Source organism: Burkholderiales bacterium (assembly GCA_015075645.1).
In the GTDB taxonomy this organism is placed as follows: domain Bacteria; phylum Pseudomonadota; class Gammaproteobacteria; order Burkholderiales; family Casimicrobiaceae; genus VBCG01.
The window spans coordinates 728324-749402 of sequence record JABTUF010000001.1; the positions used below are offsets into that span (position 1 = coordinate 728324).

Genomic DNA, 21079 nt, shown 5'->3' on the forward strand with positions numbered 1-21079 from the left:
TTGCCGTTGCCCGGAAGGTCGAACCCGGCACTCGTTACACCTTGAATCCCGCGACCGACGACCGGAGTTCGGCGGCGAGCTTCGTCAACTGTCCGATCGACACGTTCGTCTGCTTGGTGCCCTCGGTCGTCTCCTCGGAGATCTTGAGGATGCCCTGCATGCCCCGCGTCACGTCCGACACCGACGTCGACTGCATCTGCGTCTGCGCGGAGATCCGGCCGATCAGGTCGGCGAGTTCGCGCGACACGCGCTGGATCTCGGCGAGCGCCTGGCCGGCGGCGTCGGAGAGCTTCGTACCCTCGACCACGCCGACCGTCGACTTCTCCATCGCCGCCACCGCGTCCTGCGTGTCGGCCTGAATCGTCTTCACGATCGCCTCGATCTGCTTCGTCGCCTCGCCGGAGCGTTCGGCCAGCCGCTGCACTTCCTCGGCGACCACCGTGAACCCGCGGCCCGCCTCGCCGGCGGAGGCCGCCTGGATCGCGGCGTTCAACGCGAGCACGTTGGTCTGCTCGGTGATGTCCGAAATCAGCTCGACGATCTCGCCGATCTCGAGCGAGCTCTCGCCCAGACGCTTGATCCGCTTCGAGGTGTCCTGGATCTGCGTGCGGATCTCGTTCATGCCCGAGATCTGGTTCTGCACCGCGTGCCCGCCCTTCTCCGCGGCGCCGAGCGCGAGCTGCGCGACCTTCGCCGACTGCGACGCGTTCTGCGCGACCTCGTTGATCGACTGCGCCATCTGGAGCACCGAGGCCGAGGCCTGCTGGATCTCGCGGTTCTGGCGCTGCGACGCCTCGAACAGCCGGTTCGAGATCGACTGCGTCTCCTGCGTCGCGCGCGTCACCTGGTCGGTCGCCGAGTTGATGCCGCGCACCAGCGTGCGCAGCTCCTCGATCGTGAAGTTGATCGAGTCCGCGATCGCGCCGGTCACGTCCTCGGTCACCGACGCCTGGACCGTCAGGTCGCCGTCGGCGAGGTTGCCCATCTCGTTCAGCAGCCGCAGGATGGCCTCCTGGTTCCGCTTGTTCTCGGTCTCGCTGTCGAACGCCCGCAGTCGGGCGTCGTCGAGGAACACCTTGCCGAGCAGCACGAGGCAGGCGAGCGCGAGGAGCGCGAAGATGATCGCCGCCCACAGCGTGAACGTGCGGGTCAAGCCGCCGCCGCCCTCGAAGATGCCCGCGAGCTTCATCGAGTCGTTCAGCAGCGGATCGGCCTCGGCGTTGATCGAGCGCGCGGCCTGCTTCGCGATCGTCAGCCGCTGCATGTTCTGCAGGATCGCAGCCACACCCGCGTCGTACGCCGCGAACCGCTTCGCGAGCTCGGCGAGCGTGGCGCGCGCATCGTCGTTGCGTATCGCCTGGAGCTTCAGCGCGTCGCTGCCGCGCTGCAGGCCGTTCAGGATGTCGCGGAACACGCCGGTGTCCTTGCCCATCAGGAAGGCGACCTCGGGGTCGATTTCCTCTCCTGACGCGAGGGCGTTGGCGTTCTTCGCGATCCGCTGCGACAGCACCGCGAGCTGGTTGGCGTAGTCGACCTCGCGAAGCGACCCGCCGGCGGCGCCGATCTGCAGGGCGGCCTGCTGCGCGAGTTCGAGGAGCCCGGCGTTGGTCTGGTTGATCGCGTCGAGGCCCTTCGCGAGCGAGGTCAGGCTCTCCTGGTTCGCGACCAGGCGCTCCGCGGAGGCGTCGACCTTGTCCCAGCGGGCCTTGAGCCCGTTCAGCACGTCGATCGCCTGCAGGTCGGAGGCCGCATCGAGCGACACGCCGCGAATCGTTCCGCCGTTGATCAGCGTGTTGAGGTTGGTGCGGAAGCGCTCGCGGCTGTCGGCCACCGCGGGGAAGCCTGCCGCCTGGCCCTGCGACGCGAGCGCCGAGCCGCGCGCGAGGCGCTGCGAGAGCATCTGCATTTCGGTCGCGACCGACGCCGCGGTCGACGCCTGGGTCGACTGGCGGTTCTCGAGGAACACCATGAACGCCGCGAACACGAGGAACAGCGCGAGCAGCGTTCCGAGCACCTGGAACTGCTTCACCACCGCCATCGAACCGATGATCGGCAGCCGTCCCGGCACCTTCGGCGCCGCGGGCGCCGCGCGCACCTGGTCCATCACCGACGCGGATGCGAGCGGGTCGTAGCCGGTCTCGCCCTGGGCCGCCATCTTCACCTGCGTGGTCGGCAGGTCGAGGTCGTCGGCGGGCACCGCCGGGGGCTTCGCTCCGAACAGGCTGGGCATCTTGAACGCCATGAATCCTCCCGAATCTTTCGTCGCTCGCGGCGCGTCGCCCAAGCGTCAGGCACCGATCTGCAGGAATGCGTCGTCACGGGCGAGCCGCGACAGGTCGATCTCCTGCCACGCGTGCCCGTCGGCATCCATCCAGCGCTGCGCATACCACGCGGGCGCGCCTGCGGGTGACACCGACGGTGCGAGTTCGGCCAGGTTGCGCAGGCCGAGCACCCGCTCGACGACGATCCCCGCGTTGAGGTCGCCGGCGCGCGGCCCGAACAGGATGAGCCGCGCCTGGCCGAGCGCCCCCTCGCTCTCGCGCCCGAGGAAGCGCGCGAAGTCGACCACGCTGTAGAGGTTGCCGCGGACGTTGGCCACGCCCATGTGCCAGCGCCGGGTGTGCGGCACCGGCGTCACCGGCGGCAGCGCGACCACCTCGCCCGCGTCGGCGAGGCGCACGAGCCACCGGTCGCCGCCGCAGGCGAGTCCGAGACGCGAACTCTCGACCTGGGCGGCCGTCTTGCTGGCGAGCCGGGTCGCGAGTTCCTGCTGGAACGAGCGCAGGTCGAGTTTCGCGGCGCGGGCCATGGCGTCGGGATCGGGTTCAGTCGATCGCGGCGATCTTCGCGAGCAGCTCGTCGCGGTTCACCGGCTTGACCACGTAGTCGCGGGCGCCCTGGCGCATGCCCCAGATCTTGTCCGTCTCCTGGCTCTTCGACGTGCACAGGATGACCGGGATGGCGCGCGTGTCCGGGTCGCGCGAGATCGCGCGCGTGGCCTGGAAGCCGTTCAGGCCCGGCATCACGACGTCCATCAGGATCAGGTCGGGCTTCACCGACTTCGCCTTCTGGATCGCGTCCTCGCCGTTGTCGCTCGCGACGACCTCGTAGCCGGCCTTGGTGAGAAGGTCGTTCAGCACATGACGCTCGGTGGGCGAGTCGTCGACGATCAGGATCTTGCGAATCGGCATGTTCGTGCGCTCGTGTCGCGAAGCCCGCACGCGTCCGGTCACGCGGTCGCGCGGTTCACGTGGGTGGCCACCGCTTTCAGCAGGCTCTCCTTCGTGAACGGCTTCGTCAGGTACTGGTCCGACCCGACCATCCGCCCGCGCGCCCGGTCGAAGAGTCCGTCCTTCGACGAGAGCATGACCACCGGCGTCGCCTGGAACCTCGCGTTCTTCTTGATGAGCGCGCAGGTCTGGTAGCCGTCCAGCCGCGGCATCATGATGTCGACGAACACGAGGTCGGGGTGGTGGTCGGCGATCTTCGCGAGCGCGTCGAACCCGTCCTCGGCCAGGATCACCGTGCATCCGGCCTGGAGCAGGAAGATCTCGGCGCTGCGGCGAATGGTGTTCGAATCGTCGATCACCATCACCTTGACGCCCGACAATGCGCTGGAATCGCTCAAACCCCCTCCCGAACGGCCCGGACCCCCGGCGCCAAGGGCGCGCCAACGGGGGCGTGGTCGAGTCTGCCACGCCGGACCGGACCTGACCAGAGCATAAAGCTTGCCGGAATCGGCTTGGTCCGCGGGTTTTGCGCGGAATGCAACATCCCGGCAAGTTTCATGCGGCGCCGCCTGACGCGTAGCGGCACAGGATGCCGAAATTGAGGCCGGGAACCGGGTCTCGGATTCGCGCCTATCGCCCGAGAAACATGCGATAAGCCGGGTTGGCCGTCTCGTCGGCGTGGTCGTAGCCCAGCCGGGCGAGGAACGACCGGAACTCCGCCTTGTCCCGTGGCGGCACCTGCATGCCGACCAGCACGCGGCCGTAGTCGGCGCCGTGGTTGCGGTAGTGGAAGAGGCTGATGTTCCAGCCGGCACTCATGCTGTCGAGGAAGCGCATCAGCGCCCCGGGGCGCTCGGGGAACTCGAACCGGTAGAGGATCTCGTCCCGCGCCTGCGGGGCGTGCCCGCCGACCAGGTAGCGCACGTGCAGCTTCGCCATCTCGTTGTCCGAGAGGTCGACCGCGTCGATCCGGCGGCGCTTCAAGTCGGCGAGCAGGCGGTCCTTCTCGCGGCGGCCCGCGACCTCGACACCGACGAAGAGATGGGCCACGGAGGCGTCGGCATAGCGGTAGTTGAACTCGGTGACCGACCGGTTGCCGAGGACCCGGCAGAACTCGCGGAAGCTTCCCGGACGTTCCGGAATGGTCACCGCGAGGACCGCTTCGCGGGCTTCACCCAGTTCGGCGCGTTCGGCGACGAAGCGGAGCCGATCGAAGTTCATGTTCGCACCGCAGGCGATCGCCACGTAAGTGCGGTCCTTCGTGCGGTGCTGCTCGACCCAGGCCTTGACGCCCGCGATCGCCAATGCGCCCGCCGGCTCGAGGATCGAGCGCGTGTCCTCGAAGACGTCCTTCAGCGCCGCGCAGGTGGCGTCGGTGTCGACGCGCACGATGTCGTCGACGACTTCGCGCGCGAGGCGGAAGGTCTCCTTGCCCACGCGCTTCACCGCCACGCCGTCGGCGAAGAGACCGACGTGGGGCAGACTCACGCGCCGGCCGGCCTCGAGCGAGCGCGCCATCGCGTCGGAGTCCTCCGGCTGCACGCCGACGATGCGGATGTCGGGCCGCACCCGCTTCACGTACGCGCCGATGCCGCCGATCAGCCCGCCCCCGCCGATCGCGACGAAGATCGCGTCGATCGGTCCCTGCTGCTGGCGCAGGATCTCCATTCCGATCGTGCCCTGGCCCGCGATCACGTCGGGGTCGTCGTAGGGGTGCACGAAGGTCGCGCCCGACCTGCGCTGCAACTCGAGCGCGTGCTCGTAGGCGTCGCTGTAGGAATCGCCGTGCAGCACGACCTTCGCGCCGCGGGCCTCGACCGCCGCGATCTTGATCTGCGGCGTCGTGACCGGCATCACGATCGTCGCCTCGCAGGAGAGGCGCTGAGCGGCGAGCGCGACGCCCTGCGCGTGGTTGCCCGCGGAGGCCGCGATCACGCCGCGCGCGCGGTCCGCGGCGGACAGGTGCGCCATCTTGTTGTAGGCGCCGCGCAGCTTGAACGAGAACACCGGCTGCTGGTCCTCGCGCTTCAGCAGCACGCGGTTGCCCAGGCGGTGCGACAACGTGGGAGCGAGGTCGAGCGGCGTCTCGACCGCCACGTCGTAGACCTTCGCGTTCAGGATCTTCTTCAGGTAATCGATCGCCATGGCCGTGCATCCCGCGGATCGCCGAGGTTAGCACGCCGCACCGGGCGCCTCGCCCGCGCCGGCGCATCTGCTAGGCTTCGGCGCCATGAGACGACGCCCCGCAGCCGCCGCCCCGACGATCCTCGCGGTCGTCGACATGGGCAGCAACAGCTTCCGCCTCGAGATCGGCCGCGTCGAGGGCGGGCAGATCTACCGGCTCGACACGGTCCGCGAGACGCTGCGGATGGGCGCCGGACTCGACGACCGCGACAACCTGACGCCGATCGCGCAACGCGAGGCCATCGCCTGCCTCGCGCGCTTCGGCGAGCGCCTGCGGGGCTTCGACCGGGGCGCGGTGCGCGCGGTGGCGACCAACACCTTCCGCGTGGCGAAGAACGTCGCGAAATTCCTGCCGCGCGCCGAGGCCGCGCTCGGCTTCCCGATCGACGTGATCGGCGGGCACGAGGAGGCGCGCCTCATCTACCTCGGCGTCGCCCATCTGCTGCCCGCCACCGATACCCCGAGGCTCGTCGTCGACATCGGCGGAGGCTCGACCGAGTTCATCATCGGCCGGGGGATGAATCCCGAGCGGCTCGAGTCGCTGAAGCTCGGCTGCGTCACGATGACGCGCCGTTTCTTCGCCGACGGCTCGCTCGACGCCGACACGCTCGAGGCCGCCGAGACGCACGCGCAGGTCGAGATCGAGGCGATCGCGCGCGAGTACTCGCGCCGCCACTGGCAAGACGCCTACGCGTCGTCGGGCACGGCGCTCGCGCTCGCCGACATTCTCGAGCAGAACGGATTCTCGGAAGGCGGCATCACGCCGGGCGGGCTCGCGCGGTTGCGCAAGCGCATGGTCGCCGCCCGCAATGCGAGGCACCTGAAGCTCGAAGGCCTGAAGCCGGAGCGCGCGCCGGTGCTGGCCGGCGGATTCGCGGTCATGGCGGCTGCGGTGGACGAACTCGGCATCGCGCGCATCAACCCGGTCGGCGGCGCGTTGCGCCTGGGCGTGCTCTACGACCTCCTCGGCAGGCGCGAGCACCGCGACAGCCGCGAGGTGACGGTCGCCTCGTTCGTCGAGCGCTACCACGTGGACCGGCCGCACGCCGAGCGCGTGGCCGCGCTCGCGAAGCGGCTCTACCTGCAGGCGATCACGCGGCCGGACCCCGACGTCGAGCGCCATGTCGCGTGGGCGGCGCTGCTCCACGAGGTCGGCTACACGGTGTCGCACCTGGGCTTCCACAAGCACGGCGCCTACATCCTCGGCAACGCGGACATGCCCGGTTTCTCGCGCCAGGAGCAGCACTGGCTCGCGATGCTGGTGCTGGGCTGCCGCGGCGGGCTCGACAAGGTCGCGCCGCTCCTCGACGACGCGAGCCTGCGCGCGCAGGTGCTTTCGTTGCGTCTCGCCGTGCTGTTTCACCACGCGCGCCAGCCGATCGACACGCCGCGCATCCGCATCGGAACCGGTCGCGCGTTCAGGGTCGGACTGCCCGAGCGCTGGCTGCGCGCGCACCCGCTGACCGCCCACCTGCTCGCGAAGGAGCGCCGCGAGTGGGCGGATGCCGGTTGGCCGTGGCGGCGATGAGCGGAGGCAGGTGTCGGCCTGAAGGCCGACCCACCATCGCTCCCGTGGGTCGGGCTTCAGCCCGACAAGTGCCGCGCCTGTGGGTCGGGCTTCAGCCCGACAAGTACCGCGCCCGTGGGTCGGGCTTCAGCCCGACAAGTGCCGCGCCTGTGGGTCGGGCTTCAGTAACCGACATGCACGCTCCCCGTCGGCCTGAAGGCCGACCCACGGCATCGGAACCCGTCGGCCTGAAGCCCGACCCACGGGCTCCGACCGATCAAACGAGATCCGGCCCGATCACGGCTTTGAGCACGACACCCTCGCTGCCCCCGCGCGTGCGGTTCGACAGCCACCACACCGCGGCCTTCTTCACCGACCACGCCGCCGCCTCGCCCGACAGGAGCGTCGCCGCCACCTGCCCGAGCGTCGGCTGATGCCCGACGACGAGCACCGGGACGGGCGCGTCGGGCCAGCCGGCGCACGCGAGCAGGGAAGCGACGCTCGCGCCCGGGGCGATTTCGGGCTGGGTCTGGAACCTGCGCCGGAGCGCGAGCGCGGTCTGCTGCGCGCGGTCGGCCGGCGAGGCGAGGATGCGCGTCGACTCGGGCAGGCGCGTGTCGAGCCATGCGGCCATGCGCTGGGCCTGCTTCTGGCCCTTCGCGGTCAGCCGCCTGCCGAGGTCCGGCTCGCCCGGCTCGGCCTCCGCATGACGCCACAAGACGAGGTCCATCACCGCTGCCCTTCCGCGAGTCGCGCGAGCAGTTCGTCCTGCGCCGCGCGCGCCTTCGCGCGTCCCGCGGGCTTCGCGCGCGTCCACTGGCCGCCCGCGTCGAGGAGCCACGCGTCGCGATTGTCGGCGAGATAGACGAGGAGGCCCTCGTCGATCACGCGCTGCTTCGCGACCGGGTCGAGCACCGGGAACGCGACCTCGATGCGCCGGAAGAGGTTGCGCCCCATCCAGTCGGCCGAGGAAAGCCACACGTCCTTCGCGCCGTCGTTCTCGAAATACCAGACCCGGTGGTGCTCGAGGAAGCGCCCGAGGATCGAGCGCACGCGGATGTTCTCCGACCAGCCCGGCACGCCCGGGCGCAGCGAGCACGCGCCGCGCACGACGAGGTCGATCTCGACGCCGGCCTGCGAGGCGGCGACCAGCGCCCGGATGACGCCCTCCTCGACCAGCGCGTTCATCTTGGCGATGATCCGCGCCGGCTTGCCGTCGCGCGCGTTGCGCGCCTCGCGGCGGATCATCTCGACCACGCGCCGGTGCATCGTGAACGGCGCGAGCAGCAGCCTGCGCATCCGACCCGCCTTCGCGAGGCTCGTGATGTGCAGGAACACTTCGTTCACGTCGTGGCACAGGTCCGCATCCGCGGTGAGGAGACCGAAATCCGAATACTGGCGCGCGGTCCTCGGGTGGTAGTTGCCGGTTCCGAGGTGCGCATAGGGCACGAGCCGTTGGCCACCCGCGGCGGGCTCACGGCGCAGGATCAGCGCGAGCTTCGCGTGCGTCTTCAGTCCGAACACGCCGTAGACGACCTGAGCGCCGGCGCGCTCGAGGCGGTCCGCCCAGTTGATGTTCGCCTCCTCGTCGAACCGCGCCATCAGCTCGACGACGACGGTGACCTCCTTGCCGCGCCGTGCCGCGTCGATCAGCGCCTCCATCAGCGTGGAGTTGACGCCGGTGCGGTAGACGGTCTGCTTGATCGCGACGACGTCGGGATCGGACGCCGCGCGCCGCAGGAACTCGACCACCGGATCGAACGACTCGTACGGGTGGTGCAGCAGCAGGTCGCGCTGCCGGATCGCCGCGAGGATGTCGCCGCCGTCCTCGAGCGCCTTCGGCAGCCCGGGCACGAAAGGCCGGTAGCGCAACGCGTCGTCGTCGGCCTGGTCGATGAGCGACGACAGCCGCATCAGGTTGACCGGCCCGTCGCAGCGGTAGAGTTCCTGTTCGGTGAGGTCGAACTGCCCGAGCAGGAAGCGCGCGAGATGCTCGGGACAGCCCTGCGCGACCTCGAGGCGCAGCGGCAGACCGAACTGGCGGTGCGGCAGTTCGCCTTGCAGTGCCTGCCTGAGGTTCTTGACCTCCTCCTCGTCGAACCACAGGTCGGCGTCGCGCGTGACGCGGAACTGCGAATACGCTGCGACGTCGCGGCCCGGGAAGAGTTCGCCCAGGTGTTCGTGGATGACCGCGGACAGCAGCAGGAACGCGTTGTCGCCCGCGCCGAGCGAGGCCGGCAGCTTCATCACGCGCGGCAGCACGCGCGGCGCCTTCACGATCGCGATCGAGGTCTCGCGCCCGAACGCGTCGCGTCCGGACAGTTCGATGACGAAGTTGAGGCTCTTGTTGCCGACCTGCGGGAACGGATGCGCCGGATCGAGCCCGATCGGCGTCAGGATCGGCCGCACCTGCTCGCGGAACGTGGCCGCGACCCACGCGCGCTGCGCGTCGGTGAGTTCGCTCCGCCGCATCAGCCGGACGCCGCGCGAGGCGAGCGAAGGCAACACCTGCGTATTGAGGCAGCGGTACTGGTCGTCGACGAGCGCGTGCACCATCGTCGCGATCGCGCCGTACTGCGCGCGGAGATCCGCGAGCGTCTGGCCAGGCGGCGGCGACTTCGTGCGCAATTGGTCCATGATCCGCGCGATCCGGATCTCGAAGAACTCGTCGAGATTGGACCCGAGGATCGTCAGGAAGCGGAGGCGCTCGAGCAGCGGGATCGTCGCGTCCTGCGCGAGCGCGAGCACGCGCCGGTTGAACGCGATCGCCGACAATTCGCGGTTGATGGGCGAGGTGTCGACGGCGATCGAATCGGACGGCGGCATCGGCGCCGGCGCGTCATCGCCGGCCACGGCCGGGGAGTCCGGCTCGTTCCCGGGCTGCGTCTGCTCGCCGCCCTTCTCCCCCCCTCGCGGCACGTCGTGCCGTCCGATCCCGGCCGCCTCGTCCCGGCTGCGCGAGAGCGTGTCGTCGGTCACGCGGGCTCTCCGGCCTCTCGCTCCAGCGCGAGCCACAGGCAGCGGCCCTTGCTCGACGTGTCGAGCGCGTCGAGGTACGCACGGTGCGCGGCGAGTTCCTCCGGCGTCGGCGCCAGCACGATCACCGCCGGCCTCGGGCCGGCGGGCGCCGCGCCGGGAGCGTCCGCGGCGCCGGAGGCGGCGCGCGGCAGGTCCATCGCGAGCGAGTCCTGGCCGCGCGTCATCGCGAGATAGACCTCGGAGAGGAGTTGCGCGTCGAGGAGCGCCCCGTGCAGCGTCCGCTGCGCGTGGTCGACGCCGAACCGCTCGCACAGAGCGTCGAGGTTGTTGCGCTTGCCCGGAAACGCCTCTCGCGCCATCGCGAGCGTGTCGACGATCCGGGTCGCGAGCGTGCCGCACGCCGGCGCGTCGATGCGCGCGAGCTCGACGTCCAGGAAGTCGACGTCGAACGGCGCGTTGTGGATGATCCACTCGGCGCCGCGCACGAACTCGATGATCTCGGCGGCTGCGTCGCGAAAGGTGGGCCTGCCGCGCAGGTCGTCCCAGGTCATGCCGTGCACCTCGGTCGCCCCGAGGTCGATTTCGCGCTCGGGGTCGAGCTTCAGGTGCAGCGTGCGTCCGGTCGGCCGGCGGTCGACGAGTTCGAGCGCGGCGAACTCGATCACGCGATGGTCCTGCCGCGGGTCGAGGCCCGTGGTCTCGGTGTCGATGATGAGCTGGCGCATCAGTTGCCAGTAGTCAGTTGACAGTTGACAGTATATGCGCCCGTCGATGACGGGGTGACTGCCCACTGGCAACGGTCAACTGATAACTGCCAACTGTCAACTGTCAACTGTCAACTGAACTACTTGCGGTACTTCTGGATCGTCGCCTGGATCTCGGTGATCGCGTGCTCGATCTCGTCGTCGGTCAGGTCGCGCTGCGTGCCCTTGCGATCGGTGAGGGTGATGGTCCGGTCGATCTGGGTCTGGAACTCGCCCAGGCCCATCGTCTCGGTGATCGTCGAGGGTTCGTCGGTGATCGTCTCCGGTCCCCAGCGCACGCAGATCAAGGACAGGTTGTCGCCGTCCGGTCCGCCGCGCTTCTCCGCCTCCCGCATCATCTGCGGCGCCGCCTTGAGGATCGGCTGCGAGGTGAGCCAGTTCGCCATCTCGTGCTGCGGCATCACGCTCCACAGTCCGTCGGTGCACAGGACCATGACGTCGCCGTTGCGAAGCGGCGTGCGCTTCGACAGGTCGATCACCGGGTCGACGAGGCCGCCCAGGCAACTGAAGATCTTGTTGCGGTCGGGATGCTGCGCGACCTCGCCCGCGCCGATGATGCCCTGGTCGACCAGGTACTGGACCTTCGAGTGGTCCTTGGTAGCGCCGATGATTCCGCCCTGCCGGTACAGGTAGAAGCGCGAGTCGCCGACGTGCGCCCAATGCGCGTAACCGGCCTGGATGACGACCGCGACGCAGGTCGTGCGCGGCGTCTCGAGCATCGAGAACTGGTTCGCGTAGGAGCCGAGCGCGGCGTGCGCCCGGAGCATCGTGTCCTGCAGGAACTTGAGCGGATTGCGCAGGACCGGTTTCGCCTCCTGCTGGAAGCGCTCGACGAAGAGCCGCACGCAGATCTGCGCGGCGATCTCCCCGCCCGCGTGCCCGCCCATGCCGTCCGCGACGACGAGGAGCAGCGTGTCGCGCCCGTAGGTGTAGGCGATCCGATCCTGGTTCAGGCGTCGCGAGCCCTTGCGCGATTCCTGGAAGATGGTGAAGCGCATGGCAGCGCGTCGCGCTCAGCCGCGCGGGGCGCCGGCGGTCGCCGGGGGCGCCGGCACCTCGGCGCGTCGCGCACCGGTGTCGGCGTGTCCCGCAACGATCACGTCGCGCTCCCCTTCGCGAAGGTCGTGGTTGGGTGGCAGGCGGCGCCGATTCTAGCGCATGCGCTCGTGTTCCGGGGCGGGACGGCCGCTCAGGCGCCGATCTCGGAGAACAGCACGCGCTTCAGGTTCCCGATGAACGAGAGCTTGCGGCGCTTGGGCGGGATGTCACGGATCGCCTTCTGCAGCGCGAACACCGATTGCGGGCGCTCGAGCGGATCGAGCCTCAGGCACCAGTCGACGACCTCGAGCAGGTTGTCCGAGTACTGGCCGGCCCAGATGCGCTTGGCCGACACCAGATGGTCCTCCTGCACGCGGGCATCGGCGGCCTGCGGCGCGAACGCCGCGAGGCAGGCGAACATCGACGCGCCCGCGCCGTAGACGTCGGTCCAGGGCCCGAGGCGGTCCGGATCGCGGTACTGCTCCGGCGCGGCGAACCCCGGCGTGTACATCGGCGCGAGCTTCGGACGCGTGTTCGTGAGCGTCTGGCGCGCCGCGCCGAAGTCGAGGAGCACCGGACTGCCGTCGGTGCGCAGGTAGATGTTGGCCGGCTTGATGTCGAGGTGCAGGAGCTTGTGCGTGTGCACTTCACGCAAGCCGTTCAGGAGGTGCATGAACACGTGCCGGACGAAGCGCTCCGACATCTGGTCCTGCCGCATCTGGATCTGCTGCTGCAGCGTGCGCCCGCGCTCGTAGCGCATCACCATGTACACCGTCTCGTTGGCGCGGAAGAAGTTCAGCACGCGCACGACGTTCGGATGATTGATCTTCGCGAGCGCGCGGCCCTCCTCGAAGAAGCACTTCATCCCGTAGCGGAACGAAGTCAGGTTCTCGGCCGACGATGCCCGCACGAGGTCGCCCTCGGTGCGCAGCACCAGCGAACTCGGCAGGTACTCCTTGATCGCGACCGGTTGCCCGGCGTCGTCGAACGCGCGGTAGACGATCGAGAAGCCGCCGCGGCTGATCTGCCGGTCGATCCGGTAGTTCAGCAGCTGGTAGCCGCTCGGCAGCGCCTGGTTGGTGACGGGCATTCGCGGTCTCGGGGCTAGGGTGCCGCGTCAATGCCGCAAGACGCGTGCCAGTGCACGTCCCCGTCCCTTGCGCGGGGTCGGGATAACGCATACATTCTCCCGATGCCCGAGCCCTCTGTAAAGTCGGAAAACGTGTCGAAATCCGGCGGAATCCCGCGATGATCGTCAGCATGACCGGCTTCGCGGCAGCTTCCGCGGAGGTCCCCGGGGCGGCGCTCGTGGCGGAACTTCGCAGCGTCAACCACCGCTACCTCGACCTGTCGCTCCGCCTGCCCGACGAGCTGCGCGCCCTGGAGCCCTCGCTGCGCGAGAGGATGGCCGCGCAATTGAAGCGCGGCAAGGTCGAATTGCGGCTCGCCCTCAACCGGTCGACGCCCGGCGGCTCGACGCGGCTCGCCGTCGATTCCGACCGGGTCAAGGCACTCTCCGCAGCGGCCGCCGAGGTCGCCCGGCTCGTCCCCGGCGCGACGCCGATGTCGGTGAACGAGGTCCTGCGCTGGCCGGGCGTGCTCACCGAGCCCTCGGCCGATCCGGACGAACTCGCCGCCCGCGCACACGCGCTCGTCGACGAGGTGCTCGGCGAACTCGCCGCCTCACGAGCGCGCGAAGGCGCGAAACTCGCCGGCATCCTGTCCGTGCGCTGCGACGAGATCGCGGCGCAGGTCGAGCGCGTCGCCCCGCGCATCCCCGCGGCGCACGCCGCCTGGACCGAGAAGCTCAACGCGCGCCTCAGGGAAGCCGGCCTCGATCCCGACGAGGAGCGCATGAAGCAGGAGTTCGCGCTCTTCGCCACCAAGGTCGACGTCGACGAGGAACTCGAGCGGCTGGGCGCGCACGTCGCCGAGTTCCGCCGCGTGCTCGCGACCGGGGGCGCGGCAGGCAAGCGGCTCGACTTCCTCGCGCAGGAACTCCACCGCGAAGCCAACACGCTCGGCTCCAAGTCGGTCGACGCGGAGGTCTCGCGCGCCGCGCTCGAGCTCAAGGTGCTGATCGAGCAGATGCGCGAGCAGGTGCAGAACATCGAGTAGTTCTCCGGCCGTGCCTGCGATGGCAGGTACCCCGGCCCGCGCGGCATCGCCCGGATGCCGGACGCCGTGACCTGCCATCCGGCCGAAATCCGTCCGGCGCTTCCGCGCGATTCGCGCGGCGCACCCGGCGCACCGCCGGGTTTCGACATGCCGCCGTGCGCCGCACGTAAGCGCATCCTCGGTAGAATCGCCCCTTTCACGCCTGCGCCGCCCGGTTCATTCGCGCCGATCCGGCCTTCGCCAAGTGACCATCACCACCCAGAGCCCCGGCACCTCGGGCTGCCTCTTCGTGATCGCCGCGCCGTCGGGCGGCGGCAAGACGAGCCTGGTGAGCGCCCTGCTCGAGCGCGAACCGGGCATCAAGCTGTCGGTGTCCTACACGACGCGCCCGCCGCGCCCCGGCGAGCAGGACGGCGCCCACTACCACTTCGTCGACGTGCCGCGCTTCATGGCGCTCAAGGACTCCGGCGCCTTCCTCGAGCACGCGCACGTCCACGGCAACTGGTACGCGACCTCGGCGATCTGGCTCTCCGACCAGGTCCGTCAGGGCGCCGACGTGCTGCTCGAGATCGACTGGCAGGGCGCGCTGCAGGTGCGGCGCCTCGTCCCGGGCGCGGTGCTCGTCTTCATCCTGCCACCGTCGATCGACTCGCTGCGCGAGCGCCTGGAAAAGCGCGGCCAGGACAGCCCCGCGGTGATCGCGCGCCGGCTCGACGCCGCCCGCGAAGAGATGCGCCATGCGGCAGAGTTCGATTATGTTATTATGAATCAGGACTTTGCGAGGGCCGTCGACGACCTCTCCGTGATCGTGCGGGCGGCGCGGCTCGCTGCGTCGCGGCAGTTCGTCCGCCACGCGCGCACGCTCTCCGAACTCACCGACCCGTCGAGGTAACACCATGGCCCGTATCACGATCGAGGACTGCCTCGAGCGCATCCCCAACCGGTTCGAGCTGACGCTCGCCGCCACCAACCGCGCCCGCCAGATCTCCGCGGGCTCGACGCCGCTGCTCGACGCCGATCGCGACAAGCCGACCGTCATCGCGCTGCGCGAGGTCGCCGCGGGCAAGGTCGGCATCGAGATGCTGCACAAGGCGCCGCCGACGCCGGTGCTTTCGGGGTAGCGAACCCCGGGGCTCCGACCGTGTCGGAGATCGCCGAGTTCACCCGGCACCTGGGTCATTACCTGGGCGCTCCCGACCTCGCCCTGGTCGAGCAGGCGTTCGACTTCTCCGAATCGGCCCACCGCGGCCAGTTCCGCAAGTCGGGCGAGCCCTACATCACCCATCCGCTCGCGGTCGCGAGCATCCTGTCGCAGTGGAGGCTCGACGCGCAGGGGCTCGCCGCCGCGCTCCTCCACGACGTGATGGAGGACACGCGCGTCACCAAGACCGAGCTCGAGACGACGTTCGGCAAGAGCGTCGCCGACATGGTCGACGGCGTCTCGAAGCTCGACCAGATCGCGTTCGACACGCGCGAGGAGGCGCAGGCCGAGAGCTTCCGCAAGATGCTGCTCGCGATGGCGCGCGACGTCCGCGTCATCCTGATCAAGCTCGCCGACCGTCTGCACAACATGCGCACGCTCGACGCGATGGCGCCGGTGCACCGCAAGCGCATCGCGCGCGAGACGCTCGACATCTACGCGCCGATCGCGAACCGGCTGGGCCTCAACGCCCTCTACCTCGAGCTGCAGGACCTGTCGTTCAAGCAGCTCCACCCGATGCGCTACCGGATCATCGCCGCCGCGGTCAAGGCGGCGCGCGGCAACCGGCGCGAGGTGATGAACCGCCTGATCGAATCCATCCGGCAGGGGCTCGCGAACGCCGGGATCGACGCGACCGTCAGCGGGCGCGAGAAGACGGTCTATTCGGTCTACCGCAAGATGCGCGAGAAGCGCTACACGTTCGCGCAGGTGTTCGACATCTACGGCGCCCGCGTGCTCGTCGCGGACAAGGCGCGCTGCTACGCGGCGATGGGCGTGCTGCACGACCTCTACAAGCCCATTCCCGGCAAGTTCAAGGACTACATCGCGATCCCGAAGGCGAACGGCTACCAGTCGCTGCACACGACGCTGTTCGGCCCGTTCGGCACTCCGCTCGAGGCGCAGATCCGCACGCACGACATGCACCGGGTCGCCGAGGCGGGCGTCGCCGCGCACTGGCTCTACAAGTCGGGCGGCGCGCTCGACCTCGAAGAGGCGCAGCGCGAGACCTCGAAGTGGCTGCAGAGCCTGCTCGAGATCCAGAGCGAGTCGCGCGACAGCAAGGAGTTCCTCGAGCACGTCAAGGGCGACCTCTTCCCCGAGGAGATCTACGTCTTCACGCCGAAGGGCAAGATCATGGCGCTGCCGCGCGGCGCGACCGCGGTCGACTTCGCCTACGGCGTGCACACCGACATCGGCCACCATTGCGTCGCCGCGCGGATCAATTACGAACTCCTGCCGCTGCGCACCGAGCTCAAGAACGGCGACCACGTCGAGATCCTCACCGCCCCGACCGCGCGCCCCAACCCGTCGTGGCTCGCGTTCGTCGCGACCGGCAAGGCGCGCTCGCGCATCCGCCATTTCCTCAAGGGCCTGCAGCAGAAGGAATCGGCGGCGCTGGGCGAGCGGCTGCTCGCCCAGGCGCTCGCCACGCTCAAGGTCGAGCCCGAGTCGATCACCTGGGAGCGCTGGGAGGCGCTCGCGCGCGAGTACGGCGCGAAGAGCCAGATCGACATCCTCGCCGACATCGGCATCGGCAAGCGCCTGTCGTTCGTCGTCGCGCAGGCGCTGACCCGGAGCGGCGCGAAGGGCGCCGCCGACGCGCCGCTCCCGCCCGCGAAGGCCGGCGCGCTCACGCTGCGCGGCGTCGAGGGCATCGCGATCATGTACGCGAAGTGCTGCCGGCCGATCCCCGGCGACGCGGTCCTCGGCCAGTTCCGCAAGGGCCAGGGACTCACCGTGCATCTGCGCGACTGCCCGTCGCTCAAGCGCCAGCGCATCGACCAGGTCGAGATCGTCGACATCGAGTGGTCGCCCGACGTGCAGGGCGTGTTCGACGCGGGCGTGCGTCTCGTCGTCACCGACCGGCGCGGCCTGCTCGCGGACCTCGCGACCGCGATCGCCGACGCCGGGTCGAACATCGATTCCGTGTCGATGGAACGTCCCGACGGCGGCAGCGTGATCGCGATGTTCTTCGGCGTGCAGGTGCGCGACCGCCGCCACCTCGCGCAGGTGATGCGCGCGATGCGCCGCGTGCCCGACGTCAAGCGGCTGGGGCGCGCGCGGACCTGAGTCTGCGCCCGGCTTGCGCCTCGTCGGGCTGAAGCCCGACCCACATCCCCATCGGTAGGTCGGCCTTCAGGCCGACACCTTTCGCTCGCATCGGCACGAACCCGTCGGGCTGAAGCCCGACCCACAGTCGCCGCGATTGTCGGGCTGAAGCCCGACCCACATCCCCATCGGTAGGTCGGCCTTCAGGCCGACGCCGTTCCCTCGCATCGGCACGGATTCCGTCGGGCTGAAGCCCGACCCACGGCGATGCGCGTTCCCGGCATAATCGGCCCTCGCATTCGCCCGGGAGGTCCGATGGAATCGCCAGGCCGCCGACGCTTCGCGCTCCTCGCGCTGTGCGCGCTCGCCGCTGCATCGCTCGCGGGGCTCGCGCATGCGCAGGGCAGGGACCGGGTCGTCTTCGCCACCGACTGGTTCGCCCAGGCCGAGCACGGCGGTTTCTACCAGGCGCAGGCCGAAGGCATCTACGCGAAGCACGGGCTCGACGTGACGATCAGGATGGGCGGTCCGCAGGTCAACGGACTGCAACTCCTCGCGGCCGGACAGCTCGACGTCGCGATGGCGGACGGGCTGCAGGTCCTGAACGCGATCGAGCAGAAGGTCCCGCTCGTCGCGATCGCGGCGACGTTCCAGAAGAATCCGACCGTGGTCATCGCGCACCCCGGCGTATCCCGCCTCGAACAACTGAAGGGCAAGCCCATCGCGATCGCTTCGGCCGCGAACACGACGTTCTGGCCGTGGCTCAAGGCGCAATTCGGTTTCGACGACGCGCAGAAGCGCCCGTACGCGTTCTCGGTGCAGCCGTTCCTCGCAGATCCGACGCTCTCGCAGCAGGGCTTCGCGACCTCCGAGCCGTTCTCGATCGAGAAGGCCGGCGTGAAGCCGGTCGTGTTCCTGCTCGCCGACTTCGGCTATCCGCCCTACTCCGAAGCGCTGGTCGTCCGGCGCGACACGCTCGTCCGCCGCGCCGACGTGCTCGAACGCTTCGTGCGCGCGTCCGCCGAAGGGTGGAAGAGCTACCTCGCGAATCCGGCGCCGGGGAACGCGCTCATCCGGAAGGACAACCCGCAGATGAGCGACGAACTGCTGGCCTTCAGCGTCGACCAGATGAAGAAGCACGCGATCGTCGAGGGCGGCAGCGCGAAGCGGGACGGACTGCTGTCGATGACCGACGCGCGCTGGCGCGCCACCGTCGATTTCCTGAAACTCACGCGGCTCGCGAAGCCGGACGTCGACTATGCGAAGGCGTGGAGCCTCGCGATCGTGCACGGCGTCAAGGTCCTGCCCTGAGCATTCCCGCGCACCGGCCGGCGCGGAACGACGCTCCCGCGGTCGCCTTGTCGGGCGCCGCCAAGACCTGGCCCAACGGCACCCGCGCGCTCGACCCGATCGATCTCGAGGTCCGCCGCGGCGAGTTCCTGACGGTGCTCGGCCCTTCGGGCTGCGGGAAGTCGACGCTGCTGCATCTGATCGCGGGCCTCGAAGCGCCGACCTCGGGCGACATCGCGTGGTGGGGCGCGCCGTTCGAGCGGACCGGCACCTCCGGCCGCCGTCTCGCGATGGTGTTCCAGGCTCCGACGCTGATGCCCTGGGCGCGGGTCGACGCCAACGTGCGCCTGCCGCTCTCGCTCGCCGGCACGCCGCGCGACGAGGCGGATCGCGCGGTGGATGACGCACTCGCCCTCGTCGGGCTCGCCGACAGCGCGCGTCGCTGGCCGCGCGAACTCTCCGGCGGCATGCAGATGCGTGCATCGATCGCGCGGGCGCTCGTCACCCGCCCCGACCTCCTCCTGATGGACGAGCCGTTCGGCGCGCTCGACGAGTTCACGCGCGCGCGCCTCGACGACGAACTCTCCGCGCTGTGGCGCGAGCGCGGACTGACCGTCGTGTTCGTCACGCACAGCATCCACGAGGCGGTGTACCTGTCGACGCGCGTCGCGGTCATGGGGCCGCGCCCCGGCCGCCTGGTCGACGAGGTCGAGATCGACGAACCGTTCCCGCGCGGCGAGCGCTTTCGCGTGACCACCGCGTTCGCGGGCTACGCCGCGCGGCTGTCCCGGCGCATCGCCGAGGCCGGCGGCGGCATCCCCGACGACACCGGCAGGAGCAGGCGCCGATGAACCGCGCGCCTGTCGAGGGCACGTCGCGCTGGCGCTTCGCGGCTCCGGCGATCGTCGCCATCGCCGTGCTCGCGCTGTGGCAGGCGTGGACGGTCGCCTGGGACGTCCCCGCGTGGCTCGTTCCGTCGCCGCTCACCGTCGCGCGCACGCTCGTCGCCGATGCGCCGCTGCTCTTCGCCTCGCTCGGTGTCACCGTCTCGATCGCCCTGACCGCGCTCGCGCTCGCCATCGTCTGCGGGGTCGCGATCGCGCTCGTCTTCGTCCAGAGCCGCTGGATCGAGACCGCATTCACGCCCTGGGTCGTGCTGCTGCAGGTCACGCCGATCGTCGCGATCGCGCCGCTCATCATCATCTGGGTGAAGGACACCCGCACCGCGCTCGTCCTGTGCGCCGTCGTCGTCGCGATCTTTCCGATCGTCTCCGACACCACGCTCGGTCTGCGGAGCGTCGATCCGCGCCTCGCCGACCTGTTCCGCATGAACCGCGCGACGCGCTGGCAGGTGCTGACGCGCCTGCGCATCCCGAGCGCGCTACCGTACTTCTTCGGCGGGCTGCGCATCGCGAGCGGCCTCGCGCTGATCGGCGCGGTCGTCGCCGAGTTCGTCGCCGGCACCGGCGGCCAGGGCGCCGGCCTCGCCTACCAGATCCTGATGGCGGGCATCCAGCTCGACATTCCGCGCCTGTTCGCCGCGCTGGTGCTGATCGCGCTCGCCGGCGTCGCGTTCTACCTCGGGGCGGCGCTCGCCTCGAAACTCGCGCTCGGGCAGTGGCACGAGAGCGAGCTGTCCGGGCGCTGAGAAGCTGTGAAAGAACCCGGCAGCGGCGCGATCGAGGCCAACGCTTGGTCAAGCCGCCGGCTCGAGCGGCACCTCCCAGCCCGGGAACAGGAGCACGGCAGGGTGGCAATTCAGCGCCCGGGCGAGAACCTTCGCGCGCTCGACCCCCAGGTTGACCCGGCCGTTCTCGATGGCAGAGATGTTCGCCTGCGACATGCCGGTCAGCTTGGACAACTGGCTCTGGCTCAGCTCCTGCAACTCGCGCAGGATGCGCACGGACTCGCCCACGCTCACCTCCACGCGCCGCCTGGCGGGACGAAAGGTCTTCATGTCAGGTTCTTCGATAGTCGTGAGGCGTCACGTGGACCACCTGGATCAGCTGCACCTCTGCGGCGACGCGATAGATCACCCGCCACTGCGCTCCCAGGCGTGACGATCGATGTCCCTTCCATTCGCCGGACAGCGCTTCGTCGCGAAATCCCCTGATCGCGCGCAATCCCGGTGGTCCGGAGAGCACGGCGATGTCCTTCCACTTCTCGTAGCGCTTCAGGATCTCGATCGGCACGGAACCCGACAGCTGCCTGTCGACGCGGCGGTGCTCCTCGAGGCGCCACATGTATCATCATGGATATGCCACATATGGCATGTCAAGCCCCGCGTGTCCGCGAATCAGTCGGCCTGCCCGCATTCCGAGGCGGCCAGCCGCCGGCGACGATGTTCGCGGGTGCAGCCCTGATCCACGGTGGCCAAAGGCTCCCGGCGATACGCCTCAATCCGTCACGAGCTTCAAGCCGACGATCCCCGCGACGATCAATCCCACGCACACGAGCCGCGCGACCGTGGCCGCCTCGCCGAACAGCACGATGCCGAGCGCCACCGTCCCGACCGCGCCGATGCCGGTCCACACCGCGTAGGCCGTGCCGACCGGCAGCGTCTTCATCGCCCAGCCGAGCAGCACGACGCTCGCGACCATCGCCGCGCCGGTCCCGAGGCTGGGCCAGGTCCGCGTGAATCCCTCGGTGTACTTGAGGCCGATCGCCCAGCCGACCTCGAAGAGTCCCGCGACGAACAACGCGAACCACGCCATGCTCC

General features: G+C 69.8%; 21 protein-coding genes. 8 read left to right on the top strand and 13 right to left on the bottom strand.

The features are described from left to right. Positions 1-34 precede the first annotated feature (34 nt). The 5 genes from HS109_03365 to ilvA all read right to left on the bottom strand — a co-directional run bounded on the left by HS109_03365 (position 35) and on the right by ilvA (position 5375). Positions 35-2242 carry a type IV pili methyl-accepting chemotaxis transducer N-terminal domain-containing protein gene (locus HS109_03365; GenBank protein ID MBE7521407.1) on the bottom strand — a complete coding sequence of 736 codons (2208 nt, stop codon included), beginning with the start codon at positions 2240-2242 and terminating at the stop codon, positions 35-37. 45 nt (positions 2243-2287) lie between these two features. After that, a complete protein-coding gene (locus tag HS109_03370) occupies positions 2288-2809 on the bottom strand; it encodes a chemotaxis protein CheW (protein ID MBE7521408.1) in 522 nt (173 codons plus the stop codon). Positions 2810-2825: 16 nt separating this feature from the next. After that, positions 2826-3191 carry a response regulator gene (locus HS109_03375; protein MBE7521409.1) on the bottom strand — a complete coding sequence of 122 codons (366 nt, stop codon included), beginning with the start codon at positions 3189-3191 and terminating at the stop codon, positions 2826-2828. Positions 3192-3229: 38 nt separating this feature from the next. Beyond that, positions 3230-3592, bottom strand: coding sequence for a response regulator (locus tag HS109_03380; protein ID MBE7521410.1), 363 nt, complete (start codon positions 3590-3592; stop codon positions 3230-3232). A 268-nt stretch (positions 3593-3860) separates the two neighbouring features. Continuing rightward, a complete protein-coding gene (gene ilvA, locus HS109_03385; protein MBE7521411.1) occupies positions 3861-5375 on the bottom strand; it encodes a threonine ammonia-lyase, biosynthetic in 1515 nt (504 codons plus the stop codon). An 85-nt stretch (positions 5376-5460) separates the two neighbouring features. On the opposite strand from ilvA, the gene HS109_03390 reads away from it, so the two are divergent. Continuing rightward, entirely contained in the window at positions 5461-6942 is a 1482-nt protein-coding gene (locus HS109_03390; protein ID MBE7521412.1) for a Ppx/GppA family phosphatase, read from the top strand. A gap of 256 nt (positions 6943-7198) precedes the next feature. Here HS109_03390 and sixA read toward each other — a convergent pair whose 3' ends face one another. The 5 genes from sixA to HS109_03415 all read right to left on the bottom strand — a co-directional run bounded on the left by sixA (position 7199) and on the right by HS109_03415 (position 12792). After that, entirely contained in the window at positions 7199-7651 is a 453-nt protein-coding gene (gene sixA, locus HS109_03395) for a phosphohistidine phosphatase SixA (protein MBE7521413.1), read from the bottom strand. Then, the gene (ppk1, locus tag HS109_03400) at positions 7651-9747 is read right to left on the bottom strand and encodes a polyphosphate kinase 1 (GenBank protein ID MBE7521414.1); all 2097 of its coding nucleotides are present in this window, start codon (positions 9745-9747) and stop codon (positions 7651-7653) included. Before ppk1 ends, sixA begins: the two co-directional genes overlap by 1 nt. A 149-nt stretch (positions 9748-9896) precedes the next feature. Next, entirely contained in the window at positions 9897-10625 is a 729-nt protein-coding gene (gene dnaQ, locus HS109_03405) for a DNA polymerase III subunit epsilon (protein MBE7521415.1), read from the bottom strand. Positions 10626-10744: 119 nt separating this feature from the next. Beyond that, positions 10745-11662 carry a serine/threonine-protein phosphatase gene (locus HS109_03410; GenBank protein ID MBE7521416.1) on the bottom strand — a complete coding sequence of 306 codons (918 nt, stop codon included), beginning with the start codon at positions 11660-11662 and terminating at the stop codon, positions 10745-10747. A 191-nt stretch (positions 11663-11853) separates the two neighbouring features. After that, positions 11854-12792, bottom strand: coding sequence for a serine/threonine protein kinase (locus tag HS109_03415; protein MBE7521417.1), 939 nt, complete (start codon positions 12790-12792; stop codon positions 11854-11856). A 158-nt stretch (positions 12793-12950) separates the two neighbouring features. On the opposite strand from HS109_03415, the gene HS109_03420 reads away from it, so the two are divergent. The 7 genes from HS109_03420 (at position 12951) to HS109_03450 (ending at position 20008) form a co-directional block, all read left to right on the top strand. Then, entirely contained in the window at positions 12951-13820 is an 870-nt protein-coding gene (locus HS109_03420; protein ID MBE7521418.1) for a YicC family protein, read from the top strand. 250 nt (positions 13821-14070) lie between these two features. Then, complete coding sequence (gene gmk / locus HS109_03425) at positions 14071-14712, top strand: guanylate kinase (protein ID MBE7521419.1); 642 nt, start codon at positions 14071-14073, stop codon at positions 14710-14712. Positions 14713-14716: 4 nt separating this feature from the next. After that, positions 14717-14941, top strand: a complete 225-nt coding sequence (locus tag HS109_03430; protein MBE7521420.1) for a DNA-directed RNA polymerase subunit omega — start codon at positions 14717-14719, stop codon at positions 14939-14941. A gap of 20 nt (positions 14942-14961) precedes the next feature. Then, positions 14962-17091, top strand: a complete 2130-nt coding sequence (locus HS109_03435; GenBank protein MBE7521421.1) for a bifunctional (p)ppGpp synthetase/guanosine-3',5'-bis(diphosphate) 3'-pyrophosphohydrolase — start codon at positions 14962-14964, stop codon at positions 17089-17091. Positions 17092-17385: 294 nt separating this feature from the next. Next, positions 17386-18381, top strand: coding sequence for an ABC transporter substrate-binding protein (locus HS109_03440; GenBank protein MBE7521422.1), 996 nt, complete (start codon positions 17386-17388; stop codon positions 18379-18381). Further along, a complete protein-coding gene (locus HS109_03445; GenBank protein ID MBE7521423.1) occupies positions 18378-19211 on the top strand; it encodes an ABC transporter ATP-binding protein in 834 nt (277 codons plus the stop codon). The genes HS109_03440 and HS109_03445 overlap by 4 nt, the downstream gene beginning before the upstream one ends. Next, positions 19208-20008 (top strand): ABC transporter permease, encoded by an 801-nt coding sequence (locus tag HS109_03450; GenBank protein MBE7521424.1) that lies wholly within the window; start codon positions 19208-19210, stop codon positions 20006-20008. Before HS109_03445 ends, HS109_03450 begins: the two co-directional genes overlap by 4 nt. Positions 20009-20056: 48 nt before the next feature. Here HS109_03450 and HS109_03455 read toward each other — a convergent pair whose 3' ends face one another. The 3 genes from HS109_03455 to sugE form a co-directional block, all read right to left on the bottom strand. Continuing rightward, positions 20057-20317 carry a helix-turn-helix transcriptional regulator gene (locus HS109_03455; GenBank protein MBE7521425.1) on the bottom strand — a complete coding sequence of 87 codons (261 nt, stop codon included), beginning with the start codon at positions 20315-20317 and terminating at the stop codon, positions 20057-20059. A 1-nt stretch (position 20318) separates the two neighbouring features. Continuing rightward, entirely contained in the window at positions 20319-20603 is a 285-nt protein-coding gene (locus tag HS109_03460) for a type II toxin-antitoxin system mRNA interferase toxin, RelE/StbE family (GenBank protein MBE7521426.1), read from the bottom strand. 153 nt (positions 20604-20756) lie between these two features. Continuing rightward, positions 20757-21074, bottom strand: coding sequence for a quaternary ammonium compound efflux SMR transporter SugE (gene sugE / locus HS109_03465; protein MBE7521427.1), 318 nt, complete (start codon positions 21072-21074; stop codon positions 20757-20759). Positions 21075-21079 lie beyond the last annotated feature (5 nt).